The sequence below is a fragment of the Streptosporangium sp. NBC_01810 genome (assembly GCF_035917355.1).
In the GTDB taxonomy this organism is placed as follows: Bacteria; Actinomycetota; Actinomycetes; order Streptosporangiales; family Streptosporangiaceae; genus Streptosporangium.
Window position 1 is genome coordinate 1467526 of sequence record NZ_CP109070.1, and the last position, 24091, is coordinate 1491616.

Annotated in this window: 21 protein-coding genes and 1 riboswitch; of the genes, 12 read left to right on the top strand and 9 right to left on the bottom strand. The window is 69.7% G+C overall.

Annotation, left to right across the window (positions count from 1 at the left end):
• The first annotated feature begins 137 nt into the window (after positions 1-137).
• The 4 genes from OIE13_RS06890 (at position 138) to OIE13_RS06905 (ending at position 5577) form a co-directional block, all read left to right on the top strand.
• Positions 138-2225 carry a hydantoinase/oxoprolinase family protein gene (locus tag OIE13_RS06890; RefSeq protein WP_326641893.1) on the top strand — a complete coding sequence of 696 codons (2088 nt, stop codon included), beginning with the start codon at positions 138-140 and terminating at the stop codon, positions 2223-2225.
• On the top strand, positions 2203-4047 hold the full coding sequence (locus OIE13_RS06895; protein WP_326829754.1) for a hydantoinase B/oxoprolinase family protein: 1845 nt from the start codon (positions 2203-2205) through the stop codon (positions 4045-4047). The genes OIE13_RS06890 and OIE13_RS06895 overlap by 23 nt, the downstream gene beginning before the upstream one ends.
• 401 nt (positions 4048-4448) lie before the next feature.
• Entirely contained in the window at positions 4449-4652 is a 204-nt protein-coding gene (locus tag OIE13_RS06900; protein ID WP_203954033.1) for a cold-shock protein, read from the top strand.
• Between the two features lie 64 nt (positions 4653-4716).
• A complete protein-coding gene (locus OIE13_RS06905; protein WP_326641883.1) occupies positions 4717-5577 on the top strand; it encodes a histidine phosphatase family protein in 861 nt (286 codons plus the stop codon).
• A 96-nt stretch (positions 5578-5673) separates the two neighbouring features.
• On the opposite strand, the gene OIE13_RS06910 is transcribed toward OIE13_RS06905, so the two are convergent.
• Positions 5674-6270: an ATP-binding protein gene (locus tag OIE13_RS06910; RefSeq protein ID WP_326641881.1), complete on the bottom strand. Its 597-nt coding sequence runs from the start codon at positions 6268-6270 to the stop codon at positions 5674-5676.
• A gap of 224 nt (positions 6271-6494) precedes the next feature.
• On the opposite strand from OIE13_RS06910, the gene OIE13_RS06915 reads away from it, so the two are divergent.
• Entirely contained in the window at positions 6495-8087 is a 1593-nt protein-coding gene (locus OIE13_RS06915; RefSeq protein ID WP_326829755.1) for a hypothetical protein, read from the top strand.
• Positions 8088-8098: 11 nt separating this feature from the next.
• Positions 8099-8293 (top strand): hypothetical protein, encoded by a 195-nt coding sequence (locus tag OIE13_RS06920; protein WP_326641877.1) that lies wholly within the window; start codon positions 8099-8101, stop codon positions 8291-8293.
• A gap of 180 nt (positions 8294-8473) precedes the next feature.
• Here the strand turns inward: OIE13_RS06920 and OIE13_RS06925 are convergent, their stop codons facing one another.
• Positions 8474-8941, bottom strand: a complete 468-nt coding sequence (locus OIE13_RS06925) for an NUDIX hydrolase (RefSeq protein WP_326641875.1) — start codon at positions 8939-8941, stop codon at positions 8474-8476.
• Between the two features lie 31 nt (positions 8942-8972).
• Positions 8973-10103: a glycosyltransferase gene (locus tag OIE13_RS06930; RefSeq protein ID WP_326829756.1), complete on the bottom strand. Its 1131-nt coding sequence runs from the start codon at positions 10101-10103 to the stop codon at positions 8973-8975.
• Positions 10104-10275: 172 nt separating this feature from the next.
• Here OIE13_RS06930 and OIE13_RS06935 point away from each other — a divergent pair, with 172 nt between their 5' ends.
• The 3 genes from OIE13_RS06935 (at position 10276) to OIE13_RS06945 (ending at position 14753) form a co-directional block, all read left to right on the top strand.
• On the top strand, positions 10276-11631 hold the full coding sequence (locus tag OIE13_RS06935; RefSeq protein ID WP_326829757.1) for a hypothetical protein: 1356 nt from the start codon (positions 10276-10278) through the stop codon (positions 11629-11631).
• Between the two features lie 415 nt (positions 11632-12046).
• Complete coding sequence (locus OIE13_RS06940; RefSeq protein WP_326641866.1) at positions 12047-13204, top strand: CaiB/BaiF CoA transferase family protein; 1158 nt, start codon at positions 12047-12049, stop codon at positions 13202-13204.
• A gap of 52 nt (positions 13205-13256) precedes the next feature.
• On the top strand, positions 13257-14753 hold the full coding sequence (locus tag OIE13_RS06945; protein ID WP_326641864.1) for a carboxyl transferase domain-containing protein: 1497 nt from the start codon (positions 13257-13259) through the stop codon (positions 14751-14753).
• 100 nt (positions 14754-14853) lie between these two features.
• On the opposite strand, the gene OIE13_RS06950 is transcribed toward OIE13_RS06945, so the two are convergent.
• The 6 genes from OIE13_RS06950 to OIE13_RS06975 all read right to left on the bottom strand — a co-directional run bounded on the left by OIE13_RS06950 (position 14854) and on the right by OIE13_RS06975 (position 21765).
• Positions 14854-15285, bottom strand: coding sequence for a hypothetical protein (locus OIE13_RS06950; protein ID WP_326829758.1), 432 nt, complete (start codon positions 15283-15285; stop codon positions 14854-14856).
• A complete protein-coding gene (locus OIE13_RS06955; RefSeq protein WP_326641860.1) occupies positions 15282-15743 on the bottom strand; it encodes a hypothetical protein in 462 nt (153 codons plus the stop codon). Before OIE13_RS06955 ends, OIE13_RS06950 begins: the two co-directional genes overlap by 4 nt.
• A gap of 10 nt (positions 15744-15753) precedes the next feature.
• Positions 15754-16551: a carbon-nitrogen hydrolase family protein gene (locus OIE13_RS06960; protein ID WP_326641858.1), complete on the bottom strand. Its 798-nt coding sequence runs from the start codon at positions 16549-16551 to the stop codon at positions 15754-15756.
• Complete coding sequence (locus tag OIE13_RS06965; protein ID WP_326641857.1) at positions 16548-17495, bottom strand: DUF418 domain-containing protein; 948 nt, start codon at positions 17493-17495, stop codon at positions 16548-16550. The genes OIE13_RS06960 and OIE13_RS06965 overlap by 4 nt, the downstream gene beginning before the upstream one ends.
• A gap of 177 nt (positions 17496-17672) precedes the next feature.
• Positions 17673-18539, bottom strand: coding sequence for an SWIM zinc finger family protein (locus OIE13_RS06970; RefSeq protein WP_326829759.1), 867 nt, complete (start codon positions 18537-18539; stop codon positions 17673-17675).
• Between the two features lie 97 nt (positions 18540-18636).
• Positions 18637-21765: a DEAD/DEAH box helicase gene (locus tag OIE13_RS06975; protein WP_442811711.1), complete on the bottom strand. Its 3129-nt coding sequence runs from the start codon at positions 21763-21765 to the stop codon at positions 18637-18639.
• Positions 21766-22054: 289 nt separating this feature from the next.
• On the opposite strand from OIE13_RS06975, the gene OIE13_RS06980 reads away from it, so the two are divergent.
• The 3 genes from OIE13_RS06980 (at position 22055) to OIE13_RS06990 (ending at position 23965) form a co-directional block, all read left to right on the top strand.
• Positions 22055-22258: a FitA-like ribbon-helix-helix domain-containing protein gene (locus OIE13_RS06980; protein WP_326641851.1), complete on the top strand. Its 204-nt coding sequence runs from the start codon at positions 22055-22057 to the stop codon at positions 22256-22258.
• Positions 22255-22635: a type II toxin-antitoxin system death-on-curing family toxin gene (locus tag OIE13_RS06985; protein WP_326641850.1), complete on the top strand. Its 381-nt coding sequence runs from the start codon at positions 22255-22257 to the stop codon at positions 22633-22635. The genes OIE13_RS06980 and OIE13_RS06985 overlap by 4 nt, the downstream gene beginning before the upstream one ends.
• A gap of 157 nt (positions 22636-22792) precedes the next feature.
• On the top strand, positions 22793-23965 hold the full coding sequence (locus OIE13_RS06990; protein ID WP_326829760.1) for a pyridoxal phosphate-dependent aminotransferase: 1173 nt from the start codon (positions 22793-22795) through the stop codon (positions 23963-23965).
• Positions 23966-24006: 41 nt separating this feature from the next.
• Positions 24007-24089, top strand: a riboswitch (ZMP/ZTP riboswitch).
• The last annotated feature ends 2 nt before the right edge of the window (positions 24090-24091 follow it).

A 24091-nucleotide genomic window follows, 5' to 3' on the forward strand; every position in this document is an offset into this window, starting at 1 on the left:
ATCTCCGGCAGGGCCGGCCTTTCGCGTCTCCGGACGTCCACCGGTACTCCCCCCGCCAACACTGCCCAAGGATCGGGCGTAGCTTCGGCAGGGTCCGCCGATTTGCGGATTCGCCGGGACTGGGTAGACACGGGGGCATGCGCAGCGTCCGTATCGGGGTCGACACCGGGGGCACGTTCACAGACGTGGTCGCGGTGGACGAGCAGACCGGTGAGATCACCACGACCAAGACTCCCTCCACCCCCGCCAATCCCGCCGACGGGTTCATGGAGGGGGTGTGGAAGGTCCTCAGAAAGGCGGCCGGGGCCGAGGAGGTGACCTTGGAAGCCGTGTCGGCGGTGGTGCACGGCACCACGGTCGCCACCAACCAGCTCCTTGAGGACCGTATCGCCGACCTGGGCTTCGTCACCACCGAGGGCTTCGAGTTCATCCTGGAGATCGCCCGCCAGAGCGTGCCCGACGGCTACGGCAACTCCTACTTCTGGGTGAAACCGCCCCGCATCGTCCCGGTGCACCGGGTCAGGACCGTCGGCGGGCGCCTGGACCACACCGGGGCCGAGGTACGGCCGTTCGACGAGGAGCAGGCCGTCGAGACGGCCCGGTGGTTCCGCGACCGCGGCATCACCGCGATCGGCGTCTGCTTCCTGCACTCGTACGCCAACCCCGCCCACGAGCTGCGCATGCGGGAGGTCCTGGAACGGGAGCACCCGGACGCCGTCGTCTCGATCTCGTGCGATGTGCTGCGCGAGTACCGCGAGTACGAGCGCTCGGTCACCACGCTGGTCGACGCCGCGGTCAAACCGACGATGCGCCGCTACATCGCCAACCTGGCCGAACGTCTGGAGGCGGCTGAGACAGGCGTCGTGAGTGCGGGCCTGCCGTTCTCTGTCATGAAGAGCAACGGCGGAGTGCTGTCCGCGGCCGAGGTGGTGCACCAGCCGATCACCACGGTGCTCTCCGGACCGGCCGCGGGCGCGCTCGGCGCCGCGCTGATCGCCGCCACCGCCGGGCACCCCTCGGTGATCACCCTGGACGGCGGCGGCACCTCCACCGACGTCGCGGTGGTCGTCGACGGGGAGCCGTCGCTGACCACCGAGGGCGGCATCGGCCGCTACCCCTGCAAGATCCCGATGATCGACATCGTGACCGTCGGCGCGGGCGGTGGCTCCATCGCGTGGATCTCCCCGGAGGGCACGCCGAAGGTCGGGCCCAAGTCCGCGGGGGCCGACCCGGGACCGCTCTGCTACGGCCGGGGCGGCACCGAGGTCACCGTCACCGACGCGCACGTCTTCCTCGGCCGGGTCCCGGCGCACCTGCTCGGCGGGGAGATCCCGCTCGATGCCGACGCCGCCCGGCAGGGGATCGAGGCGCTCGCGGGCAAGATCGGACTGACCCCGGAACGGACCGCGGCGGGCATCCTGGAGATCAGCGCGTTCAACCAGTCGAACGCCATCCGCCAGATCACCGTCAAGCGCGGCCTGGACGTGCGCGACTTCCCCATGGTCGCCTTCGGCGGCTCGGGACCGCTACTGGTCTGCCGGCTCATCGACATCCTCGGCCTGCCCTCGGTGATCGTCCCGCCCGACCCCGGCAACGTCTCGGCGTTCGGGCTGCTCACCGTGGACGTCAAGAACGACTACGTGCGTACCTTCGTCACCCGCGACCTCTCACTCACGGCCGCCGCGGAGATCTTCGGCGAGCTGGCGGGACAGGCGGCCTCGGCCCTGGACCGCGAGGGCTTCGCAGCGGAGGCGCACGTCTACGCGCGCAGCGCCGACCTGCGCTACTACGGCCAGGCCTACGAGGTCAGGGTGCCCGCCCCGGCCGGACCGCTGGACGAGGCGTGGCGGGCCGAGGTGCTGGACCGCTTCCACACCGAGCACCACAAGCTCTACGGGTACGGCTACCGCGACGACCCCCGGCACGGCGTCGAGTGGGTCAACCTCCGGGTCTCCGGGATCGGCCCGATCACCCGCCCCGCCATCGGACGACGGGCGCACGGTACGAGCCGGCCCGAGCCGGCGACCTGGCGCGAGGTCTGCTACGACGAGTGGCGCAGCACCCCGATCCACCGCCGCGCCGACCTGGCGGCCGGAGCCGAGATCAGCGGTCCCGCAGTCATCGAGGAGTACGGCTCCACGCTGCCGGTCCACCCGGGCTTCACCGCGACCATGGACGAGTTCGGAAACCTGGAGGTACGCCGTGGAGCGGACGCGAACGGCTGACCCGGTACTGGTGGAGATCGTTGAGGGGACGCTCGCGTCCGTGGAGATGGAGGTCGAGACGGCCATCGCCCGTACCGCCCGCTCGCCCATGATCCGCGACGCGCACGACTTCCGCGCCGGCATCCACGACGTACGGCTGCGCAAGCTGACCGGCAGGTCCTATTCGGCGCTGGTCCAGCCGATCGTCAGGGACTTCCCGGTCACCGAGATGAAGCCCGGCGACGTGTTCTTCCACAACGACGTCTACCTGTCCGAGGGGGGCATCGGGCACCTGCCCGACCTGTGCGTGACGGTCCCGGTCTTCCAGGGCGGGGAGGTCGTCGCCTTCGTGCAGGCGTTCGGCCACCACGACGACATCGGCGGGGGCGTGCCCGGCTCCATGCCGAGCAACGCGCGCAGCGTGTTCGAGGAGGGGCTGATGGTCCCGCCGATCAAGCTGTGGGACGAGGGCGTGCCCAACCGGGCGGCGCTCACCATCATGACCCGGAACTCGCGGATGCCCGACTCGCTGGCCGGAGACCTGGACGCCGAGTGCTCGGCCTGCCTGATGGGCGCGCGACGGCTGGGAGAGCTGTTCGACCGGTACGGGCGCGAGGCGGTCGAGGCGTGCTTCGACGCGATCATCTCCAACACCACCGAGACGTTCCGCAGGGAACTGCTGGCCAAGATCCCCGAGGGCACGCATGTGTGGGAGGACTACGCCGAGCACGACGGCGTGGACTCCCCCCGCCTGCACACCCAGCGGATGACCCTCACCGTCGACCATTCAGCCCAGGTGCCGCTGGTCATCGACTTCACCGGCACCTCACCGCAGGCCAAGGGGCCGATCAACCACGCGGGCGACTACGCCGACGGGGTGTTCCTGAAGAAGTGGCTGGCGCCGATCCTGCGCAACCTGGCCGACACCCCCGAGCGGATGGCCGAACTGGACGTCAACGAGGGCGTCGTCCCCCTCATCGAGATGCGGTTCCCCGAGAAGGGCACCCTGCTCACCCCCATCTTCCCGGCCCCCACCAACGCCCGTACGTTCGTGATCCTGCGCCTGCTGGGCGTGCTGGCCGGGGTGCTGGCCAAGGCGACCGGCGGCCGGATGCCCGCCGACCAGGAGACCATCCGCTACACCGGCGTCTACGGCGACGGCCTGGACGGCACCCCGTATCTGATGCGGGAGGTCCTCGGCGGCGGCTCGGGCGGCCGGTGGTACGCGGACGGGGAGGACACGATCCACGTGGTGCCGGACTCGCGCAACATCCCGGTGGAGTTCGCCGAGTCCCGCTGGCCGTTCCGGGTCGAGCGGCTCGGCCTGGCCCGCGACTCCGGCGGCCCCGGCCTCTACCGGGGCGGCCTCGGCTACGACAAGCATCTGCGGATGCTCCGCGACGCCTCGTTCATGTCCATCGCGGACCGCTCGATCCTGTCCTGCTGGGGCGTGAACGGCGGCCGGGCCGGCCGGCCCTTCGTCGTGGAGATCGAGGGCAGGGAGATGGAGGGCCTGGTGGACGACTCGCCGGTCCGCGCGGGGGAGATCATCCGGGTGCGCACCACGGGTGGCGGCGGCTGGGGCTCCCCCCTGGACCGCGACCCCGCCCTGGTGGCCGCCGACGTCCGAGACGGCAAGGTCTCGATCGAGGGGGCCCACGACGACTACGGGGTCATCCTGTCCGGCCCCCGCGATGACCTCCGGGTGGACGCCGAGGCCACCGAGACCCGTCGGGCGAAGCTCCGTGCCCTCATCCCGGCCGACGGGCCCTTCTTCGATCGAGGTCCGGGCTTCCCCACCCTGTCGGGCGGCCTGCCGTACGCGGAGCTGGACCTCATGTAGTGAAAAATCACCTTAAGAGATTGATATGGCTGGCATGATCTGTTAGCCGCACCCTCCACCGTCAGTTTCGGCGGTGGAGGGTGCGGGAGACGGCGCGGCTGGCGACCGCGACGGCCTCGCCGCATGGGCCCGCTCCCGCGCCCGGGCGGGGAAGGCGGCAGCACGCCGGAGGGGGCCGGGCGGCGAACAGGCGGCGGCCCGGCCGGGTTCGTGTGTGAGGCCGCGGAGGTGGTAGCCTGAAAGCAGTTGCGGTTGTGGTACCCATGAAACCTTGTGTGCACCTGACGGATGACCTTCAGGTGCATTTTGTTTTCCCGGTCATCTCCGGATGGGCTCATCGCGGCGACGCGGGGTTCGCACAGTGCGGATTCCGGCTCTGCCCCCTATCGAAGGAGAAAGTTATGGCTACGGGAACCGTGAAGTGGTTCAACGCAGAAAAGGGCTTCGGCTTCATCGAGCAGGACGGCGGCGGCGCCGACGTCTTCGCTCACTACTCCAACATCGCTGCCCAGGGCTACCGTGAGCTGCAGGAAGGCCAGAAGGTCTCCTTCGACGTCACGCAGGGCCAGAAGGGCCCGCAGGCCGAGAACATCGTTCCGGTCTGACGTAGCACGGCAATGCACGGGCCGGGGCCCGCACCCTTCGAGGGTGCGGGCCCCGGCTCGCTTCATGTCCGCCCGTCCGTCGCCGGGCATCGCCAGGTTCTTCGGATGCTCCGGCCCTGTCATCTCCGACCCGACCTTCGCCCGGGGACGTGGTGGGTTCTCGAATGTTCCGGCTATATCGGGCGGTCGCCGAGGACTGCGGGCCGGGCGGCCGGTTCGCGAGATCCGCCGGTCTTGCCCAGGGGGAGAGAAGACGTTTTCCTGTAGGCATGACCTTAATGATCACTGCGGTGCGGCACGGTCAGAGCGAGTCCAACGTGGCCTTCGAGGAGGCTCTCCGCGCCGGGAGGGCGATCGTCCTGGAAGGCCGGGACCGGGACGTCTCGCTGACCCCGCTGGGCAGGGAGCAGGCCGCCGGGCTGGGGGGCGTCTGGCCGGTGGGGACCCGCCCGACCTCGTCCTCTGCTCGCCATATCGCAGGGCCGTGCAGACCTGGGAACTGGTCGCCGCCGAACTGGGCGTGGATCCCGAGGTCCGGCTGGAGCCGAGGCTCAGGGACCACGACATGGGACGCTGGTCGGGGATGAACCTGATCGCGCTCCGGGAGAGGTTTCCCGGGCAGGAGGAGAACCTGACGGCGCGTCTTTACGCCGGATTCCGGCCGCCCGGGGGCGAGAGCTACCCCGACGTCGCCGACCGGGTGCGCGAGGTGGTCGAGGAACTGCGCGCGGGGCACGCCGGGCGGCGGGTGCTGATCGTCGCGCACGACTCGGTGGTGTTGATGTTCAAGCACGTGATCGAGGACGTCCCGATCGGCTCCGTCGAGGCGTTCGGCCCGGTCGGCAACGCCTCGGTTTCGGTGTGGCGCGGCTCCAGGCCCGAGATCTTCAACGAGGTGGGCCACCTGCGGGGGGCAATCTCGTAGGCGGGGCCGTCGAGATTCGGGCTTCGCGCCCCGCACGTCCGGTGCCGAGCACCGACACTGGACGTTGACCGGTGGCGACTGGACAATGGAGTCCTCTCACGGAGGCGTCGCGGTGTCCTCTCGTGCCGAGAGGTAGGCCCAGACTCGGTGACCGATGGTGGGACCGCCCTGGTAGCCGGTGCGGGTGGCGAGGGCCGCGACGGTCGCCAGGCCGCGGCCGTTCTCCTCGTTCGGGTCCGGCGGTTGCTCCCTGCGGAACCAGGGGACACCGTTCCCGCCCTGGTCGTGCACGGTGATCAGGATGCCGATGGCTTCGCCCCCGTGCCGGAGTGGTGACGCGCGGCCCAGTACGACCTCGACGGTGAAGGAGCCGTCCGCGTCGCCGCTGCGGCTGTGGCGCAGCGCGTTGCCGGCCAGCTCGGACACGATCAGTTCGGCATCGTCGGCGCAGGGGGTGTCGGCGAGCAGGAAACGGACGAGCCTGCGGGCCTGGGCCACCTGGTCCGGCGTACCGGAGAAGGAGCGGGACCAGACCAGGTGACCGGTAGGACGTGGCCGAGCGGAGGTGGGGGTCGGCCCGACCTCAGAGAGGGAGAAGGGGGTCGGTCTTCTTTCGGTTGAGGAGCTGGGGAGGAGGTTCGAGTCGGTGGGCGGGCGGAGTCGCTCGTGGCCGTGGTTGAAAGGTTGGCGCATAAGGCTGAACTCTGGCGCGAGGTGCCCGTGAGGAAGATCCCCGGTTTTTCGGCTCGGGGGATCCCGATCATTGACGGGGGAACTGCTCGGACGGCCAGGGGTAAGTGATTTCCGTTCCCGTAGTCCCCGTTATTCGGATTCCCGCCCCTCTGTCTTTCCGTGGTCATTCATGTACTATCCGTGACTGACGCTTGGTCTGCATCGTACGCCGGGAGTTGATGGCGATGTCCAGAGACGGTTACCACATCATGATCGACTGCCGGAAGCACAGCGAGCTGCTGCGGGCCAAGGGCTTCAGCTTCGATCAGATCGCGGACATCTTCACGCTCTACCACGATGTCAGCCCGCTGAAGCTGCACCGGTACGCGCACGGACTCACCGGTGCGCAGGCCGTGGCCGCCTACAACGACCTGGACCCGGCCGGCACGGCGGCGATGCGCGTGCCCAGGCTCTATGTCTTCGAGGGGTGGCCGGACTCGGAGCGGCGTCCCAACGCCAGGGCGCTGACGATCTTCGCGCAGATCTACCACACCACCGCCCGGCGTCTGGTCACCGATGAGATGTACGCCTCCTACAGCCCGAACGACCGCGATCTCATCGACCGTACGGATCATCGTCACCTCGATTCCCAGGGGTCTCGCCACGCCCCGGGCACGGTGGCCACCCGTGCCAGCATGGAGCTAGAAGCGGTGCGTGCGAGCGGTACGGTTCCCGCTGCTCTGACGCCTGCGGGCTGCGCCGCCCTGCTTCGTGCCCTTAGAGCCGAGGAGGCCGATGTGAAGCGACGGGATCTGCTGTTCGAGCTCGCCCTGGCGATGGGCGGCGCCCCCGCCCTCGTGCTGCTGCGTCACCTCTCCCCGCCGGAGAAGGACCGGCTGGCGACGGCAGTGCGGACCTCCGGCCGGGTGGACGCCGGGACCGTCGAGGTGATCGAGAAGCTGACCGCCCGGTGCCGCCGCCTGGACGACGACTTCGGCCCCGAGACCGTGCTTCCCGTGGTCGATGCCCAGCGGGAGTTGGTCGCCGGTCTGCTGCGCGGTGAAACCCTGCTCCCCGCGCTACGCGACCGACTCACCTACGCCTACGCCCAGCTCAGCCAACTCGCCGGATATCTCCAATACGACCTGATGGACTATGCGGGAGCGCAGCGCCGCTACCGGGAAGCGCTGGGCGCCGCGCATCAGATCGCCGATCCCACTCTGATCACCTACCTGCACACCTGCCTGAGCAACATATTCCTCCGCCAAGGACAGACAGGTCGGGCCCTCGACCATATCTACGCCGCTGAGGGCTGGGCGCGGCGGAGTCCGAGCGCCCTTCTCCGATCGCTGCACGCGATAGACATGGCTCGCGCGCTGGCCCGCTCCGGAAGCGTCCGGGAGAGCGAGCATGCCCTCGCCCGATCCCGTCAACTGGTCAGCCAGCCGAGAAGCGAGGCCGATCCTTCCTATCTCTACTGGTGGACACCCATCGGGGTGCAACGGAACACCGCCTATTGCATGCTCGCCTGGGGACGCCTCACCGATGCGATCGACTCAGCGGAACAGGCGTTGGCGATTCCCATGACTCGCAAGATCGCTCACGGTGAGGCCCTGCTGTACTACGCCGAGGCACTTACCCGGAAGCGTGAGATCCCCGCCGCCGTCGACAAGATTCGCGGTGCTGCGCACCTCGCCGGCTCGCACAGCTCCGGTCAGCTCACCGACTCCGTACGGCAGGCTCGTACCCGGCTCCAGCCGTGGGCGGGCAACAAGCACGTCCGCCATCTCGACGAGGAACTTCGCTCCCTGAGCATCGTTTCCCAGATCAAGGAATGAATCTCAGCGTGGTGGAACGCGAGGAAGACCATCACGCCTACTTCGCGGTGGAGTACGCGGGCGGTTACCGGTTCGATCCCGCCCTCGACGTCATCGTCGACACCCAGGGGCGAGATCCGGGTGTCTATCTGCGTGCCCATCAGATCCTCAGTGCCTATGAGGGGAGATATGCCCACGCCGTCGTGATGCTGGACGCGGCATGGTAGGGCAGCCCGGGGGCGGCCACGATCCGCGACGACATCGCCGAGCGGATGAAGGGCAGCTGGGAGCACTTCGCCGTTGTGGTGATCGATCCGGAGCTGGAAGCCTGGATCTGGCAGGACAGCCCGCACCTCGCCCAGGCGTTGAAATGCCCTCAGTATTGAGTCGTATCAGCAGTTTCCTCATCAACCAGTGAACGCTATGGGGTTGGCCGGCGCTCCGTTGGCGAGGAAGCTGTCGATCAGATCCATGAGCCCGGCCGGGTAAACAACCTGGTCGGTGGTGTGCAGGTCGGCCAGAGGCCACCATTTCCAGGAGAGGATGTCGTCGGTCTGTGTTGCCCGTGTGGGGTCGACATGGTTGGCCGGAATCCGGACGATAAAGTAGCTCTCGACCTGCTGGGTGGCCTTTCCTTGGATCAGGTGCTCCTTGCTGCGCGTGGCGACCTTCGGGCCGAGTTCCACGTCGATCACGCCGAGCTCTTCGGCGAGTTCTCGGCGGGCGGCGGCCCGATGGTCCTCACCCGGATCGAGTGCTCCGCCAGGAGTGGCCCAGAAGACCCCGTCGCCCTCGTCGTAGCGAAGCAGCAGCACGCGGTTGGTTTCGTCCAGGACAATGGCGCGGGCGGCCTCGCGTATCTTCGGGGTACTCACAATCGCCATCCTCCCAGGTCAGTTGCCTCGATCAGATCTTTTCCACGAGATAGTCGCCCAAGAACAGCGCATCCAGTTCGCCGGCCTGGAATGTCGCGAGCGCATCCGCCGGGGTCTCCACGATCGGCTCGTGGTCGTTGAAGCTCGTGTTCAGCACGACGGGCACACCGGTGAGGGCTCCGAAGTGCTCGACGAGCGCGGCGAAAAGCGGTGAGACCAGCGGGGGGCGGCGTCCCAGAAGACGAATGCGTTCGGCGTGGTAGGCCCCGATACGAGCCAGGTCCCGCATGCCGCCAACCGCGGCGGCCCGGTCGAGGAAGCCCCACCCCATGACAAGTGATTCGAGCGCGAACGCCGCGGCCTCCCGGTCTGCGCGGATCGCCGCATGATGCACCCGCACGCTGGAGTGCATCCGCGCGACACAGATGCCGTGACAGATGCCCTGGGCGAGGAACCAGCGCGCGGTGGTCTCACCGCGACCGACTGGATGGGTGACGACGGCGGCTGGTTCTATCACCGCGGTCAGCCCTCGCTGAACGGCCCGGTCGACCCATTCCAGGTCCTCGCAGTCCAGTAGCAGCCGGCCCCGCCGTCCCAGATCGGTTCGGAACGGTCCCACCCGCAGCGCGGACGCTCGATCGATCAGCATGTTGGCGGTGGTGAGCCAGTATGGCCAGCCGTAGCGGGTGCGCTGCTCCGGCCACTCCAGCGGGCCGTGACATTCGCGGAGCGGCCGGGCGGAGGAGTCCTGTAAAGGCACGACGGTCCCGTCTGGATAGACGGTGTCGGTACGGCCTCCCACGACTGCAGCCCCTTCCTGCTGGGCGGCGTCGGTCAGGGTGGTGAGCCAGCCAGGAGAGGGGGTGATGTCAGGGTCGGTCAGCGCGACGAAACGTCCCCGGGCCGTGAGGATTCCCCGGTTGCGCCCCCGGCTGGCTCCGGCGCGGGCCTCCCGTACCACCCGGACGGGGAAGGGCCAGGTGCCATGGGCGGCGATTGCCACGGCGCCATGCCGCCCGCGCGGATCGTTGTCCACGAGTACTACTTCCAGCCGCTCGGGCGGGAGGCTCTGCTCGGTGAGCGCGGTCAGGAGATGCCGTATCCGGGCTCCGTTTCCCCGAGCCGAGGTCACCACCGACACCAGCGGTCGCCGCTCGCCCATTGTCGTTCCGCCTCTCACTATCCGTGTGGATCCGGTGAACGCATGACAGCAAGCCGAAGCGGCACGTGGCTATGGCTGGGGTGTTGCCGGGATGTTGCCGACCTCCCCTGAGTAGACCGTCCGGTGGGTACGGTGAGTGGGCAGGGACCGGTCGTGGTGAGGGAGCCGCGTGATGGGAAACGAGTCCTACCGGCACCCGCTGGCCGCGTTGCGTGCCCAGCTGGGCCTGTCAGCCAGTGACTATCTGGTTCTGCTGGGGCGTCGGCATCGCGATCTCGGTCACGGGACGATGGCCACTCGCAGGGAGAAGGCGGCTCGCTGGGAGTCCGGGCTTTGTGCGCCTGAGTTGACCGCCCAACTGGCTATCGCCAGCCTGCATGGCATCACCGAGCAAGCCGTACACGAACTCGACTGGCCGGATTGGCTGTTGCTCGCCTTCCCCGACGACCAAACCGCCCTTGGTGCCGCCTGGACTCTGGAAGGTACCGTGGCTTCAATGGCCGCTTCTAGGCGGGGAGGATCCATGGATCGTCGAGGATTCCTGATAGCTGGCGGGGCGACGCTGGGCGGCATCGCCATGCGGTGGAGTGAGGCGTTCGACCAGCTGCCCATGGCTTCGACAGGCCGCCGTACGCTCACCGTCGGAATGGTCTCCCACCTTGAGCAACGCCTGGATGACCTGCGTCATCTGGACGATGTCCTGGGCAGCGGAGAACTACGGCAGATCGCCATCGCGGAACTTCAGCTGATCAGCTCGCTGGCCGACAAGGCTGCTTACAACTCCGACGCCGGGCGGCGTCTGTTCGCGACCGTCTGCGAAGCCGCGCGTATCTGCGGCTGGCAACACTTCGACGCGGGCCGCCAGGCCGCCGCACAGAAGTACTTCATCACCGCCCTGCGAGCTTCAGCTACTGCGGGTGATCCCGAAATCGGTGCGAACGTCCTGGCCTTCATGGCCATCCAGACCTACTCCGTCGGTAACCCTCAGGACGCCGTCAACCTGGTTCAGACGGCTCAGAGCCAGACCAAGCAGCGCACGACTCCACGCGTACGGTCGATGCTTCATGCTCGCGCCGCCCGCGCACTGTCCAAGACATCACATGGCCTGTACGCCTGCACTCGGGAGCTTTCCCATGCCCGCGACGCCATGGCGCAGGGGCCTCACGATGACGATCCACCCTGGATCTACTGGATGACCGAAGGCGAGATTGAGATGCTCGCCGGATCGTGCGCGCTCGACCTGGGACACCCTCGGCAGGCGCTTCATTCCTTTGAGGCCGCCCGTGCCGCCGAATATTCGGCCGATGGTTACGTCCGAGACAACGCCCTCTATCTCACCAGGGCGGCCGGGGCGCATCTCGCGCTTGGTGAGATCGATGAAGCCTGTGCGGCTGGAAGGCAGGCATTCGAACAGAGCGGAGGTGTCGACTCCACCCGCCCATCCAGAGCGATCACCGATCTCCGCAAAAAACTGAGGCCATACCGTCACACTCCAAGCGTCCGGGATTTTCTCGAACTCAGCGCCTGAGAGCACCAAAACCAATCATTTTCCTGTCCACGGTCGACTCCTCTCCATCTATGTGGGCAGAAATCGCCCCCGAGGAGGTATCCCCACAGAAGCAGGACCAAAAGCACCTGGGCGTCCGCGCCGGCAGGTACGATGGGAAAATCCCCGCAGGAGATCGACTCGCGATGCTGCGTGGAAGCCGAACCGGCCTGAGAAACATCCCCGCGGGCGCGGGGCCGACTCGCTGTCGGCGGTGGACGGGGAGCTGGTGACTAACACGTCTCATGATCTCCCCCCGCCCGTTCTGCCGGGTACCGGTATGGGGGATCATGGGATTCCCTCATCCGAGTATCGTGCCAGTCTCATGGCAAGCGGGCCGGGAACGGAGGAAGTGCTCCTCCGGCCGGGTCCGGTCGCCACGCATCGGAGGTTGATCTTGCAGGGAGCACTCGGCGACATCGTCGTTCTCGATCTCTCTCGTGCGCTCGCGGGTCCGCACGCCACGCAGATGCTCGGTGATCTGGGTGCTCGGGTGATCAAGGTGGAGCATCCCGGGGGAGGTGACGAGTCTCGGGGCTGGGGCCCACCGTTCGCGGGTCCCGATGGTGATATTTCAACGTATTTCCTGGCGGCCAACCGGAACAAGCAGTCGATCACCGTCGACCTCAAGTCCGCCGAGGGCAAGGCGCTGATCGAGCGCCTGGTGCGGCAGAGCGACGTGCTGGTGGAGAACTTCCGCACCGGCGTGCTGGACCGGCTGGGCTTCCCCGTCGAGCGGCTGCACGAGCTCAACCCCCGCCTGGTCATCCTGTCGATCACCGGCTTCGGCCACGACGGCCCGGAGGGCGGCAGGCCGGGGTACGACCAGATCGCGCAGGGCGAGGCCGGACTGATGAGCCTGACCGGCCCGTCGGCCGACGAGCCGTACCGGGTGGGCGCCTCGATCGCGGACCTGCTCGGCGGCATCCACGGCGCCTACGGTGTGCTGGCCGCGTTGTACGAGCGGGAGCGGACCGGGCGGGGCAAGGTCGTGCGGACCTCGTTGCTGGCCGCGGTGACCGGGGTGCACTCCTACCACGGCACGACCTGGACCGTCGGCGGCCAGGTGCCCGTCGCCAACGGTAACCACCACGCCTCCATCGCCCCGTACGGCGCCTTCCACTGCGCCGACGGCATGATCCAGATCGCGGTGGCGAACGACGCGCAGTGGCGTAGGGTCGCCACCCTGCTGGAGATAGACCCGGATATCGCGAAATATGCCACGAACATGGAGAGATTTACGCATCGGGATGAGCTGATCGCGGACATGGAGCGGAGGCTCACCAAGCACGACAGGGCGCACTGGCTGGCCGCGTTCGGCGAGCTCGGGGTGCCCGCGGGGGCGATCAGGTCCATCGACGAGGTCTACGCCTGGGAGCAGACCCGCTCCCAGGGCCTGGTCGTCGAGGTCGACCACCCCGTGCTCGGCACCATCGAGCTGCCGGGGCCGCCGCTCCGCTTCGACGGCGATCTTCCCATGCGCCATACCGCCCCGCCGGCCCTTGGCGAGCACAACGACGAGGTCCTCGCCTGGCTGAAGGAGCGGGAGAGTTGACAGGCGGGCGGACCTGCCTCCGCGCCCAGCTGCCACCCCGCGGAGCGCGGATATGACCCCGACGCGACCCGACGCGCGGACCCTGATCGACACCTTCCTCGACCCCGGTACCTGGCTCTCGTGGGACGAGCCGCCCGCCGATCCCTTCCCGGCCAACCCGGGATACGCCGAGGAGCTGGCCGTGACCCGAGCCAGGACGGGATACGACGAGGCGGTGATCTCCGGGGAGGGACTGCTCGACGGGCGCCGGGTGGCGATCGTCGCGTGCGAGTTCTCCTTCCTGGCAGGCTCGATCGGGGTGGCCGCCGCCGAGCGGCTCACCGCCGCGATCGAGCGGGCCACCGCCGAGCGGCTCCCGCTGCTGGCGGCCCCAGCCTCGGGGGGCACCCGGATGCAGGAGGGCGCGGTGGCCTTCGTCCAGATGGTGAAGGTCACCGCCGCCGTGGCCGCGCACCGCGCCGCCGGCCTGCCGTACGCCGTCTACCTGCGCCATCCCACCACCGGCGGTGTCTTCGCCTCCTGGGGCTCGCTCGGGCACGTCACCGCGGCCGAGCCGGGCGCGCTGATCGGCTTCCTCGGGCCCAGGGTGTTCCAGGCACTGCACGGCTACCCGTTTCCCGAGGGCGTCCAGGTCGCGGAGAACCTCTTCGCCCACGGCCTGGTCGACGCCGTGGTGTCGGCCGAGGACGCCCGGCGGGTCGCCACGCGGGTGCTCGCCGTGCTGTGCGCTCCCCGTGAAGGGCTGGATCCGGGTCCCGAGCCGGACGAGTGGGTCCCGGTGGTCCAGGTGTGGGACGCGATCAGCCGTTCCCGCCGCGACGACCGCCCCGGCGTGCGGGCGCTGCTCGAGCTCGGAGCCTCCGAGGCCACCACGCTCAACGGCACCGGCGTGGGCGAGCACGACCCCGGGCTGATCCTCGCCCTGGCCAGGTTCGGCGAGGTCCCCGCGGTCATCCTCGGCCAGGACCGGCGGTGCCGGCGGATCGACGCCCCGCTCGGCCCGGCCGGGCTCCGGGTCGCCAGGAGGGGTATGCGCCTGGCCTCCGAGCTGGGGCTGCCGCTGGTCACCGTGATCGACACCGCCGGGGCCGCACTCTCCAGGGCGGCGGAGGAGGGCGGTCTGGCCGCCGAGATCGCCCGCTCCGTGGCCGACCTGGTGATGCTCGACGCCCCGACCGTCTGCCTGCTGCTGGGGGAGGGCGCGGGCGGCGCCGCCCTCGCGCTGCTCCCCGCCGACCGGGTGCTCTGTGCCCAGCACGGCTGGCTGTCGCCGCTCTCCCCGGAGGGGGCGTCGGCGCTGCTGTACCGGAGTGTCGACTTCGCCCCGGAGATCGCCGAGGCCCAGGGCGTGAGATCCACGGACCTGCGCCGGGACGGCCTCGTCGACCGGATCATCCCGGAGTTCCCCGACGCCGCCTACGAGCCGGAGGCGTTCTGCCACCGGGTCTCGCGGGCACTGGAGTACGAGATCGCGACTCTGCTGGGGCAGGCCCCCGCGGACCGCCTCGCCACCAGGCTCTCCCGCTACCGCCGGCTCGGCGTGGGCTGAGCGGGCGGCAGCGACGGGACAACGGCGGGTCTCCACCCCGGCCGCGCGTCGTGGCAGGTCACCTGGGAGCCCTCAGGCGGACGGCGGGCGCGAGGGAAGGTCACGGCTCCGAGACCGCCGGGGTGAGCGGGACCGGCAGGCGTTCGATCCGGACGGAGAAGACCTCGTCGCGGGGGACGACCACCTCGTACGCCCCGTGGTCGACCATCCAGTAGCCCAGGGCCTCGGCCTTCGTCCCGCTGTGCCCGGTGTAGGCGATGTGCAGGCTCTCCTCGCCGTTCTCCTCGGAGACGTCGAGGACCAGGCAGGGCTCGCCGCCGAACGCGCCGACGGTGCGGACCAGCACCAGCCAGTCGAGGTCCTCACGCCCGACGACCAGCCGCCAGTAACCGGAGGCCGCCTCGAAGCCCTTCTGGGCCTCCTCGTTGAACAGCACCACCTCGGTGGCGCCGGGGCCGAGGGCGGCGGCGTACGTCCGGCCGGAGTAGCGGGCGGCGAATCCCGAGGCCACCGGCTCGATCTCGGCGCTCATGAGGCGGGCCGCCAGCTCAGGCCGTCGTAGCGGCCGAAGCGACGCTCCTCACCGGGGGTCACGTGGATGATCTCGGCTCCCGCGGGGATCGGCATGGGCGTGGTGTGGAACTGCGGCACGACGTGATCCCGCGAGGTGGTGAAGCCGTTTCCGGCGAAGGGCGGTGAATCGTTCCAGTCGCCACCCATGTGCGGGCCGTACGGCACGACGTAGGCGTCCATGTCGCGGGCGTACCAGCGCATCAGATAGATCTCCGGGACCGTGGAGGTCAGCTCCGAGCCGTCGAACCCCAGGTCGAGACCGGCGAAGAGCTGCGCGGGGGTGGTCAGCCGCGCGCAGTCCTGAACCCGGTACACATATCCGGAGATCACGGTGCGTCTGCCGGCCAGATAGGGCACCAGCAGCCGAGGCGGTATGACCTTCTGCATCTGCGTTCTACGCCCAGGTGGATCACTCACGGTCGGCATTTTACGATCCACCGGCCCGGAGTCGCCGGTGTTCCAGGCACGGTAGGGCATTCCGGGTGGCAATCGTGATCTGGGAGTCGAATTCGCATATCTGTACGCCGGGTCCTGGCCCCATATCGGTGCGCACCACCCCCATCGGATCGACCAGCATGCTCCGCCCGATCCCGAAGCCGTCGGCGGCCTCCTGCGGGTTCGGTGCCTGGCCCACGGCCGCGACCCAGGTGGTGTTCTCGATCGCGCGGGCCCTGACGAGGGTGGTCCAGTGCTCCTCCTTCATCGGCCCCGAACCCCACGCGGCGATCACCGCGAACAGCTCGGCGCCGGCGTCCACCAGGGTCCGGGTCAGCTCGGGGAAGCGGATGTCGTAGCAGGTGACCAGGCCCACCCGGAGCCCGGCCAGCTCCACCACGACCGGGGTGTCGCCCGGTGTGACCAGGTCGGACTCGCGGGAGCCGAAGGAGTCGAACAGGTGGATCTTCCGGTAGGCCGCCTCGATCGAGCCGGAGGGGCCGATGGCGACCGCGGTGTTGTGGACCCGGCCCTCGCCGGGTTCGAAGGTCCCCGCGATCACCGACAGGCCGTGCTCTCGCGCCGATTCGGCCAGGCCGGTGACGAACGGCCCGTCCAGCGGCTGGGCGAGAGCGGTGATTCTCCTGCCGTACCGGGTGAGCGCGGCCTCCGGGAGGATCGCCAGCTCGGCGCCGCCCGAGGCGGCCTCGCCGAGGGCCTCGCGGGCACGGTCGAGGTTGACGGCGGGGTTCTTGGAGACCGGGATCTGGCACAGGGCGATGCGCGTCACGGGTGTGACCCTATCCGTCGGTTCGGCACTCGTTCCATCCACGTGAGGCTCCGCCACGCCCATTCCAGCGGTCCGTACCTGAATCTGGCCAGCCATGCCCGGCTGAACAGCACCTGGAGCGCCAGGACGGCGACCGAGAGCGCCACACCGGACAGCCGGGTCGCGTCCGAGGCGAGCAACGGCAGGAAGAGCAGGATGATCGGGGTGCTCATCAGGTAGTTGGTCAGCGCCATCCGGCCGAGTGGCACCAGGATCTCCAGGAGCGGGTCGCGCAGCCGGGTCCGGAGTGCCAGCAGCAGCCCGGTGCAGTAGGCGGTGGCGGCGGCGAGCCCGGCGGCCGGGTAGACGGCCCCGTTGAAGAGGACGGGATCGCCCGAGATGCGCACCCAGAGCCAGGTGAGCGCCACGCCCAGTACCACGCTCGCCGCGAACGCGAACGGCAGCAGCCACTCGGGCGGCGGCCGCTCCATCATGGCCATGCCCAGCAAGAACAGCCCGGGGATGAGGATCACCCCGCCGCCCTGGTGCACCGCCCACGCGGTGAGGGCGACGCCCAGCAGCACCACCGCGGGCTGCGGGAAGAACGAGGCGGGCAGCAGGACCAGTGCCCCGAAGATCGCGTACGGCAGGAGCACCTCGCCGGGGTTGACGATCTGGTGGAGCGCGCCGAGGGCCGCGAGCACCGCCAGCCTGCGCAGCAGCACGGCCCGGGGGCTCTCGGTCCGCTCGGCCGCCGACCGGAGGAAGAGAACGAAGCTCAGCCCGAACAGGAACGAGAAGATCGGGTAGAACCTGCCCTGCAGCAGGTTGTCGATCGCCCAGTCGACCGCGTTCTGATCGGGGTTTTCCAGCTGATCGAGGGTGTGCTGCCAGGTGTTGACCAGCATGATCCCGCACACCGCGAAGCCGCGGAGCGCGTCGAGTTCGTGGAATCGTCGGGGCACAGCAGATAGACGTATCACCCCATAATCAACTATGCATAGACGACCTGGTCACCCGGAGTCGCGGACGCGGGGCCGTCGTGCCCCGGATGGCCAGGTGGCGGGCGGCACGCCGGGGTGGGCGACGCGGTGGCAGGGGCGTCGATCCGTGATCGCGACCATCCAATGATCGGCACCGGGTCAGGTGTCGTCGGCGAAGGTCCGGTAGGCGGGGCGGAGAAGGTCCAGGATCGGGATGTGCCGGGCCTTGATCTGTGGCGGGTCGAGGGTGCGCAGCAGCAGGTCGGGTGGGGGGACGGGGAGGCCGGTCCGGTCGCGGAGCCGGGCCGGGGAGACGCTCGGCTCGTAGAAGGCGGCCAGCCGGTCGGTGAACGGCGCGTCGTCCACGTCGAACAGGCCGGGTCCGTGCTCGCCGGAGCCGGAGCCGGAGCCGGAGCCGGCTGCGGCGCCGGTCGTGGTGACGCCCGCCTCGCGGAGGGCGTCGAGCAGGGCGTCCCGGGCGATGCCCCGCCAGGCCAGCACCAGGAACGGGTCGTCGTCGAACCTCTCGGCCAGCACGTACAGCACGGCGGACAGATGCTTACAGGGGAAACCCCAGTCGGGACACGAGCAGTTCATGTCCAGGCCGCGCCGGCCGGGGAAGAGCGGCAGGCGGCACGCGCGGAAGACCTCCTCGATCTCCGGCGGCATCTCGCCGGCGAGCAGTTTGGCGCGGTAGAGGGCCTGGGCCGCCAGCGCGTCGGCGAGCTCGCGCCACTGGTCCGCCGCATAGGGGGTTATCTGGATCTCGACCAGGTACGGGGTGCGCCGAGACCCCTGGACCCGCGCCGTGACCAGACCCGGCCCGAGCTCCAGGTCGAGGACCTGGCCGGAGCGAGCGTACGAGCGGCCCCGGCCGAGTCTGCCCGGATCGCAGACACTCTCCAGGATGTCGATGAACCGGCGCGACCACCACCGCTCGCCGATCGAGCCCCGCTTGCTGCGGACCCGGATGCCGCCCTCGACCCGGATCGGCCGGGACGGCTCGAACCAGCCGCTCCCGCTCATGAAGCCTCCCGGTGGGCGCGTCCGGGAAACGCGCCGCCCTCGTTGACGCGCTCACGGGTTTGTCGAGGAGGGCGGCCGGCCCTGCTGATTCGCTCGCTCATGAGACGGCCTCCGGTCCGAGACGGAACAGCTCGTGCAGCCGGTCGGTGGACAGGCCGGTGATCCAGTCCTCGCCGGTGCCGACGACGCTCTCGGCGAGCGCCTGCTTGCGCTCGATCATCTCGTCGATTCTCTCCTCCAGGGTGCCGACGCAGATGAACTTCCTGACCTGCACGTTCCTGGTCTGGCCGATCCGGAACGCCCGGTCGGTCGCCTGGTTCTCCACGGCGGGGTTCCACCACCGGTCCACGTGGATGACATGGTTGGCCGCGGTCAGGTTGAGCCCGGTGCCCGCGGCCTTGAGCGAGAGCAGGAAGAGCATCGGCTCGTCGTCGTCCTGGAACCGCTCCACCAGCGCGTCCCGCTGTCTCTTCGGCAGCCCGCCGTGCAGCCAGAGCACCGGGCGGTCCAGATGCGCCGAGAGGTACGGCTGGAGCAGCGTGCCGAACTCGGCGTACTGGGTGAAGACCAGCGCCTTGTCGCCCTCGCCGACGATCTCCTCCGCCAGTTCCTCCAGCCGGGCCAGCTTCCCCGACCGGCCGGACAGCCGCGAGTTGTCCTTGAGTAGGTGCGCCGGATGGTTGCAGACCTGCTTGAGCTTCAGCATGGTCGCGAGCACGTTGCCGCGCCGCTCGATGCCCTCGCTGTCAGCGATCTTGTTCATCATGTCGGTGACCACCGCCTGGTAGAGGGTGGCCTGTTCGGGAGTGAGGGTGCACCAGACCTTCATCTCCATCTTGTCCGGCAGGTCGGAGATGATGGTCTTGTCGGTCTTGAGGCGCCGGAGCACGAACGGCCCGGTGGCGCGCCGGAGCGCGGCGGTCGCGGTGGCGTCGCCGTCCCGCTCGATCGGCTCCTGGTAGCGCTCCCGGAACGTCCTGGCCGAACCGAGCAGGCCGGGGTTGCAGAACTCCATCAGGGACCAGAGCTCGGCCAGGTGGTTCTCGACCGGCGTACCGGTCAGCGCGAACCTGCTCCTGGCCGGCAGCGCCCGTACGGCCTGCGCCTGCCTGGCGGCGCTGTTCTTGATGGCCTGCGCCTCGTCGCAGACGACCCTGGCCCAGGTGAGGCCGGCCAGCGTCTCGCGGTCCCGCAGGGCGGTGCCGTACGTGGTGAGGACCAGGTCCGCACGCTCCACCCGGCGGGCGAGTTCCGTCTCGCGCAGCCGGGCGGTGCCGTGGTGCAGGTAGACCTCCAGCGAGGGGGCGAACCTGGTGGCCTCCTTCTGCCAGTTGCTGAGTAGCGACATCGGGCAGACCAGCAGGGTCGGCCCCGGACGCACACCCGTCGCGCGTTCGTTGAGCAGCAGGGAGAGGGTCTGCGCGGTCTTTCCCAGGCCCATGTCGTCGGCGAGGACGCCGCCGAGCCCGATCTCGGACATGAAGCTGAGCCAGGACAGCCCGCGCTCCTGGTACGGCCTGAGCACGCCGTGGAAGTCGGCCGGAGTCGTGATCGGCACGAGGCGGCGGTCGGCCTCGCCGGACAGCAGGTCGCCGAGAAGACCGTCGGCGTCCACCGTGACGACCGGCAACTCGTCGTCGCCGCCGTGGATGACCTCCTGGATCACCTCGCCGACGGTCATCTCACCCGATCGGCGCCGCTCGACGGCTTTGAGCGCGGCGGTGAGCTGCCGGTCGTCCAGTTCGACCCAGCGGCCCCGCACCCGGACCAGCGGCACCTTGAGCCTGGCCAGCTCGGCCAGCTCCTCCTCACTGATCGTCTCGTCGCCGATCGCCAGGTCCATCCGGAAGTCCACCAGCTGGTGCAGCCCGAAACCCTGGTCGGCCGCCGCGCCAGGACCGGTCGGCTGCGAGCGGGCGGTGAGCTTGAGGCCGAGCCTCGTGGTGCCGGCCCAGGCGGGCAGTTGCACGCCGAACCCGGCGGCCTGCAGGAGCGGGGCGGCCTGGCGGAGAAACGCGAACGCGCCCGCCGTGTCGAGGACCAGCTCGGAAGGGCGGCGATCGCGCAGCGCCTCCCCGACCTTCGGGTACAGCCGGGCCGCCCGGCCGAGCCCGGCGAGCAGCGCCTCGTCGGGACGTCCCGGCAGGCCGGGGGCGGTCTCACCGGCCCAGATGAGTGGTGCGGGGAGGTAGAGGCTCAGGTCGTCCGACGACTGGAGGGCGAACTCCAGCCGCCAGCGGGAGTCGTCGGGTGGCGGCGCCGGACGGCCGCCGTACTCCGCGACGAGGTCGCCGCCGTTCTCGGGCTCGGGGCCGTTCTCGGGCTCGGTCAGCCGGAAGCACACCCTGACCGGGCCGTCGAGCCGCTGCGCGGAGTCGAACCACTCCCGGAGCGGCTTGGCCAGCTTCTCCGCCGAGGTCCGGGGCAGCCCGGGCAGCGCGGCGTCCTCACCGGTGAGGGCGACCGTCCAGCGGTCCGGGAGGGGAGCGCGCGGCCCCGGCCGGTGCCCGCCGAGCAGGCGGTCGGGGAGCGCCCGCCGTACCGCCGCGTCGGTAAGGTGGGCCACGGCCTCGATCAGCACGTGGGCCGAGGGGCGCTCCTCGACGACGGCCCGGCAGACGGGCGGCATCGCGGTGGCCAGCTCACGGAAGCGGGCGGCGTAGGGACCGGTCAGCACGGGACGCCACCGGGCCGCGTAGCCCTCGTTCTCGGCGACGAGCTGCGGCAGCACCCGGCCCCGGCGGATCAGGTCACGGGCGTACGCCGCGACGACGGCGAGGTAGCGCAGGGACGCTCCCGGGACCGGCGCCCGGTCTTCTCCGGCGGGGAACTCGTCGGGTTCGTACGCTCCCGCCGGGAGACGGGTCATCTCGTCCACGGCGTCGAGCAGGCCCAGCGCCGCGCCGGGCTCGATCAGCAGGGCCGGCACCCGCCAGGAGCCGATCTTCGGCTGCCGCGCGGCGATCTCCATCCCCGAGTCGGGTGAGGGCAGCGGGCTCCGCGCCGAACTCGGCAGCAGCAGGACGAACTCCTCCGCGGCGGCCCCGGCCAGGGCTGTCGTCGCGGCGTCTCCCCAGAGCGGCAGATCGTCGGTCATCCGTGCCGCCGGGGCCGCGAACGGATGCGGGCGGACCTTCGCCCGGGAGGCGCTCACGGCCTGCCCGGCCGGATCCTCCGCCCAGAGCGCCAGCCTGTCACCCACCCAGGCCCCATGAACCACCAGCACCGCCACGCCCCTCCTCCCGTCGCGAAAACCGTAACAGCAGCAGGAGGCCGCTACACCACCGTCGAGCGGAGCCGAGACCTACTGAACCATCGTCCTCCGGCCACGGGCGCGGCTCTCACCGAGGGGCACGGCTCCGTCGCGCTTCTCGTGGTGAGGTCGATGTCCTCGCGTTCCCCATCAGGGTCCATCAGGCTCTGGACGGCAAAATAGGCGTCAACCCTGTGTGACGACACATATACTCTCAGCTGTGGTATCGCGGTGATACCTGATCCGACTTACGATGGAAGGCATGGCTATGACGTTGCGGCTTTCCGACGAGCAGACCGACGCCCTCCGGCGGCGCGCGGAGAGAGAGGGAAGGAGCATGCAGCAGGTGGTGCTGTCGGCTGTGGACGAGTACCTGACGCGTCATTCCGATGACGAGGAGGTTCACCGGCTCGGCGTGGAGGCCGTACGCCGGTGGAAGCCCGTTCTCGACAGGCTTGCCGAATGACCCGTTACCTCACGGTGGAACAGGTTCTCGACCTCGCGGAACTGGCGATCGGGGCCACACCGGAGCTACGTGACCTGGGTCTGCTCGATTCCGCCGTGCACCGACCCCAGGCGTCGATGTTCGGGCAGGAGGCGTACCCGGACCTGTTCGTCAAAGCCGCGGCCCTGCTTCATTCGCTGGCCGCCAACCATCCGTTCGTGGACGGAAACAAGCGTGTGGCGTGGGTGGCGGCGGTCGTCTTCATGGCGTGGAACGGGAAGGCGATCGACACCGGCGATGACGAGGCCTACGACCTCGTCATCGCCGTCGCGTCGGGAAAGCTCACCGAGGTCGACGAGATCGCCGAAGTGCTCCGGAGCTTCGCCGTGCCCGCGTAGAGCGGATCACGGTCGACGCGATCGGCTGATCCGCGTCGCCGCCGTCCCCGCACGGTCGCGGACCGGTCGCGGACCGGTCGCGGACCGGTCGCGGACCGGCTGCGGACCGGGTACGGACGCGATCGGTCGATCCGCGTCGGCGATTACGCTGGGGCGCGTGAACGATCCTCTGGTGACACGGATGCGCGGGTTCGGCACGACCATCTTCGCCGAGATGTCGACGCTGGCCCTGCGGACGGGTTCGATCAATCTGGGGCAGGGCTTTCCCGACACCGACGGGCCCGCGGCGATGCTGGAGCGTGCGGTGTCGGCGATCCGAGAGGGCGCCAACCAGTACCCGCCGGGGCCGGGCGTGCCCGAGCTGCGCCAAGCCATCTGTGCGCACCACAAGGACCACTACGGCCTCTTCTTTGACCCCGACGGCGAGATCCTCGTCACCGTCGGCGCCACCGAGGCCGTCGCGGCGGCGATCCTGGCGCTCTGCGAGCCCGGGGACGAGGTGATCGCGTTTGAACCGTACTACGACTCCTACGCGGCCTCCGTCGCCCTCGCCGGAGCGGTGCTCCGCCCGGTCACCCTGCGCCCCGTCGAGGGCCGCTTCACTTTCGACCCCGCCGAGCTGCGCGCCGCGGCCGGACCACGCACCCGCGTGGTTCTGGTCAACTCCCCGCACAATCCCACCGGCACGGTCTTCACCCGCGCCGAGCTGGACGAGATCGCCCTGCTCTGCCAGGAGCACGATCTGATCGCCGTCACCGACGAGGTCTACGAGCACCTCACCTTCGACGGCGTCGAGCACGTCCCGCTGGCCACCCTGCCCGGAATGCGGGAGCGGACCGTGATGACCTCCTCGGCGGGCAAGACCTTCTCGGTCACCGGCTGGAAGACCGGCTGGATCTGTGGCCCGGCCGAGCTCGTCAGGGCCGCGCAGACCGTCAAGCAGTTCCTCACCTTCACCGCCGCCGCGCCCTGGCAGCTCGCCGTCGCCCACGGCCTCCGCCACGAGCTGGACTGGGTCTTTCGCCTCCGGGCCGACCTGGAGTCCAAGCGCGACCGGTTGGCGGCGGGACTGTCCGCGGCGGGCTTCGAGGTCTACCGCCCCGCGGGCACCTACTTCGTGCAGACCGACATCCGCCCCCTCGGCTTCACCGACGGCCTCGCCCTGGCCCGCGAGCTGCCGTCCCTGGCGGGCGTGGTCGCCGTCCCCACCCAGGTCTTCTACGCCCGCCCCGAGCGCGGAAGGCACTTTGTCCGCTTCGCCTTCTGCAAGAGGGATGAGGTCATCGACGAGGCGGTGAGCCGCCTGGCACGGCTCGGCGCCCTCTCCTGACGGGGGGTGGCTCGACCTGGAGACTGCCGATCGGGCATTCTGGGGGGTGACGCGACTGGCGGCAAGGGGATGGCATCAACCATCGGGGAGCTCGTAGTGGGAGTCGACCGCCTGGGCGCCCACGCC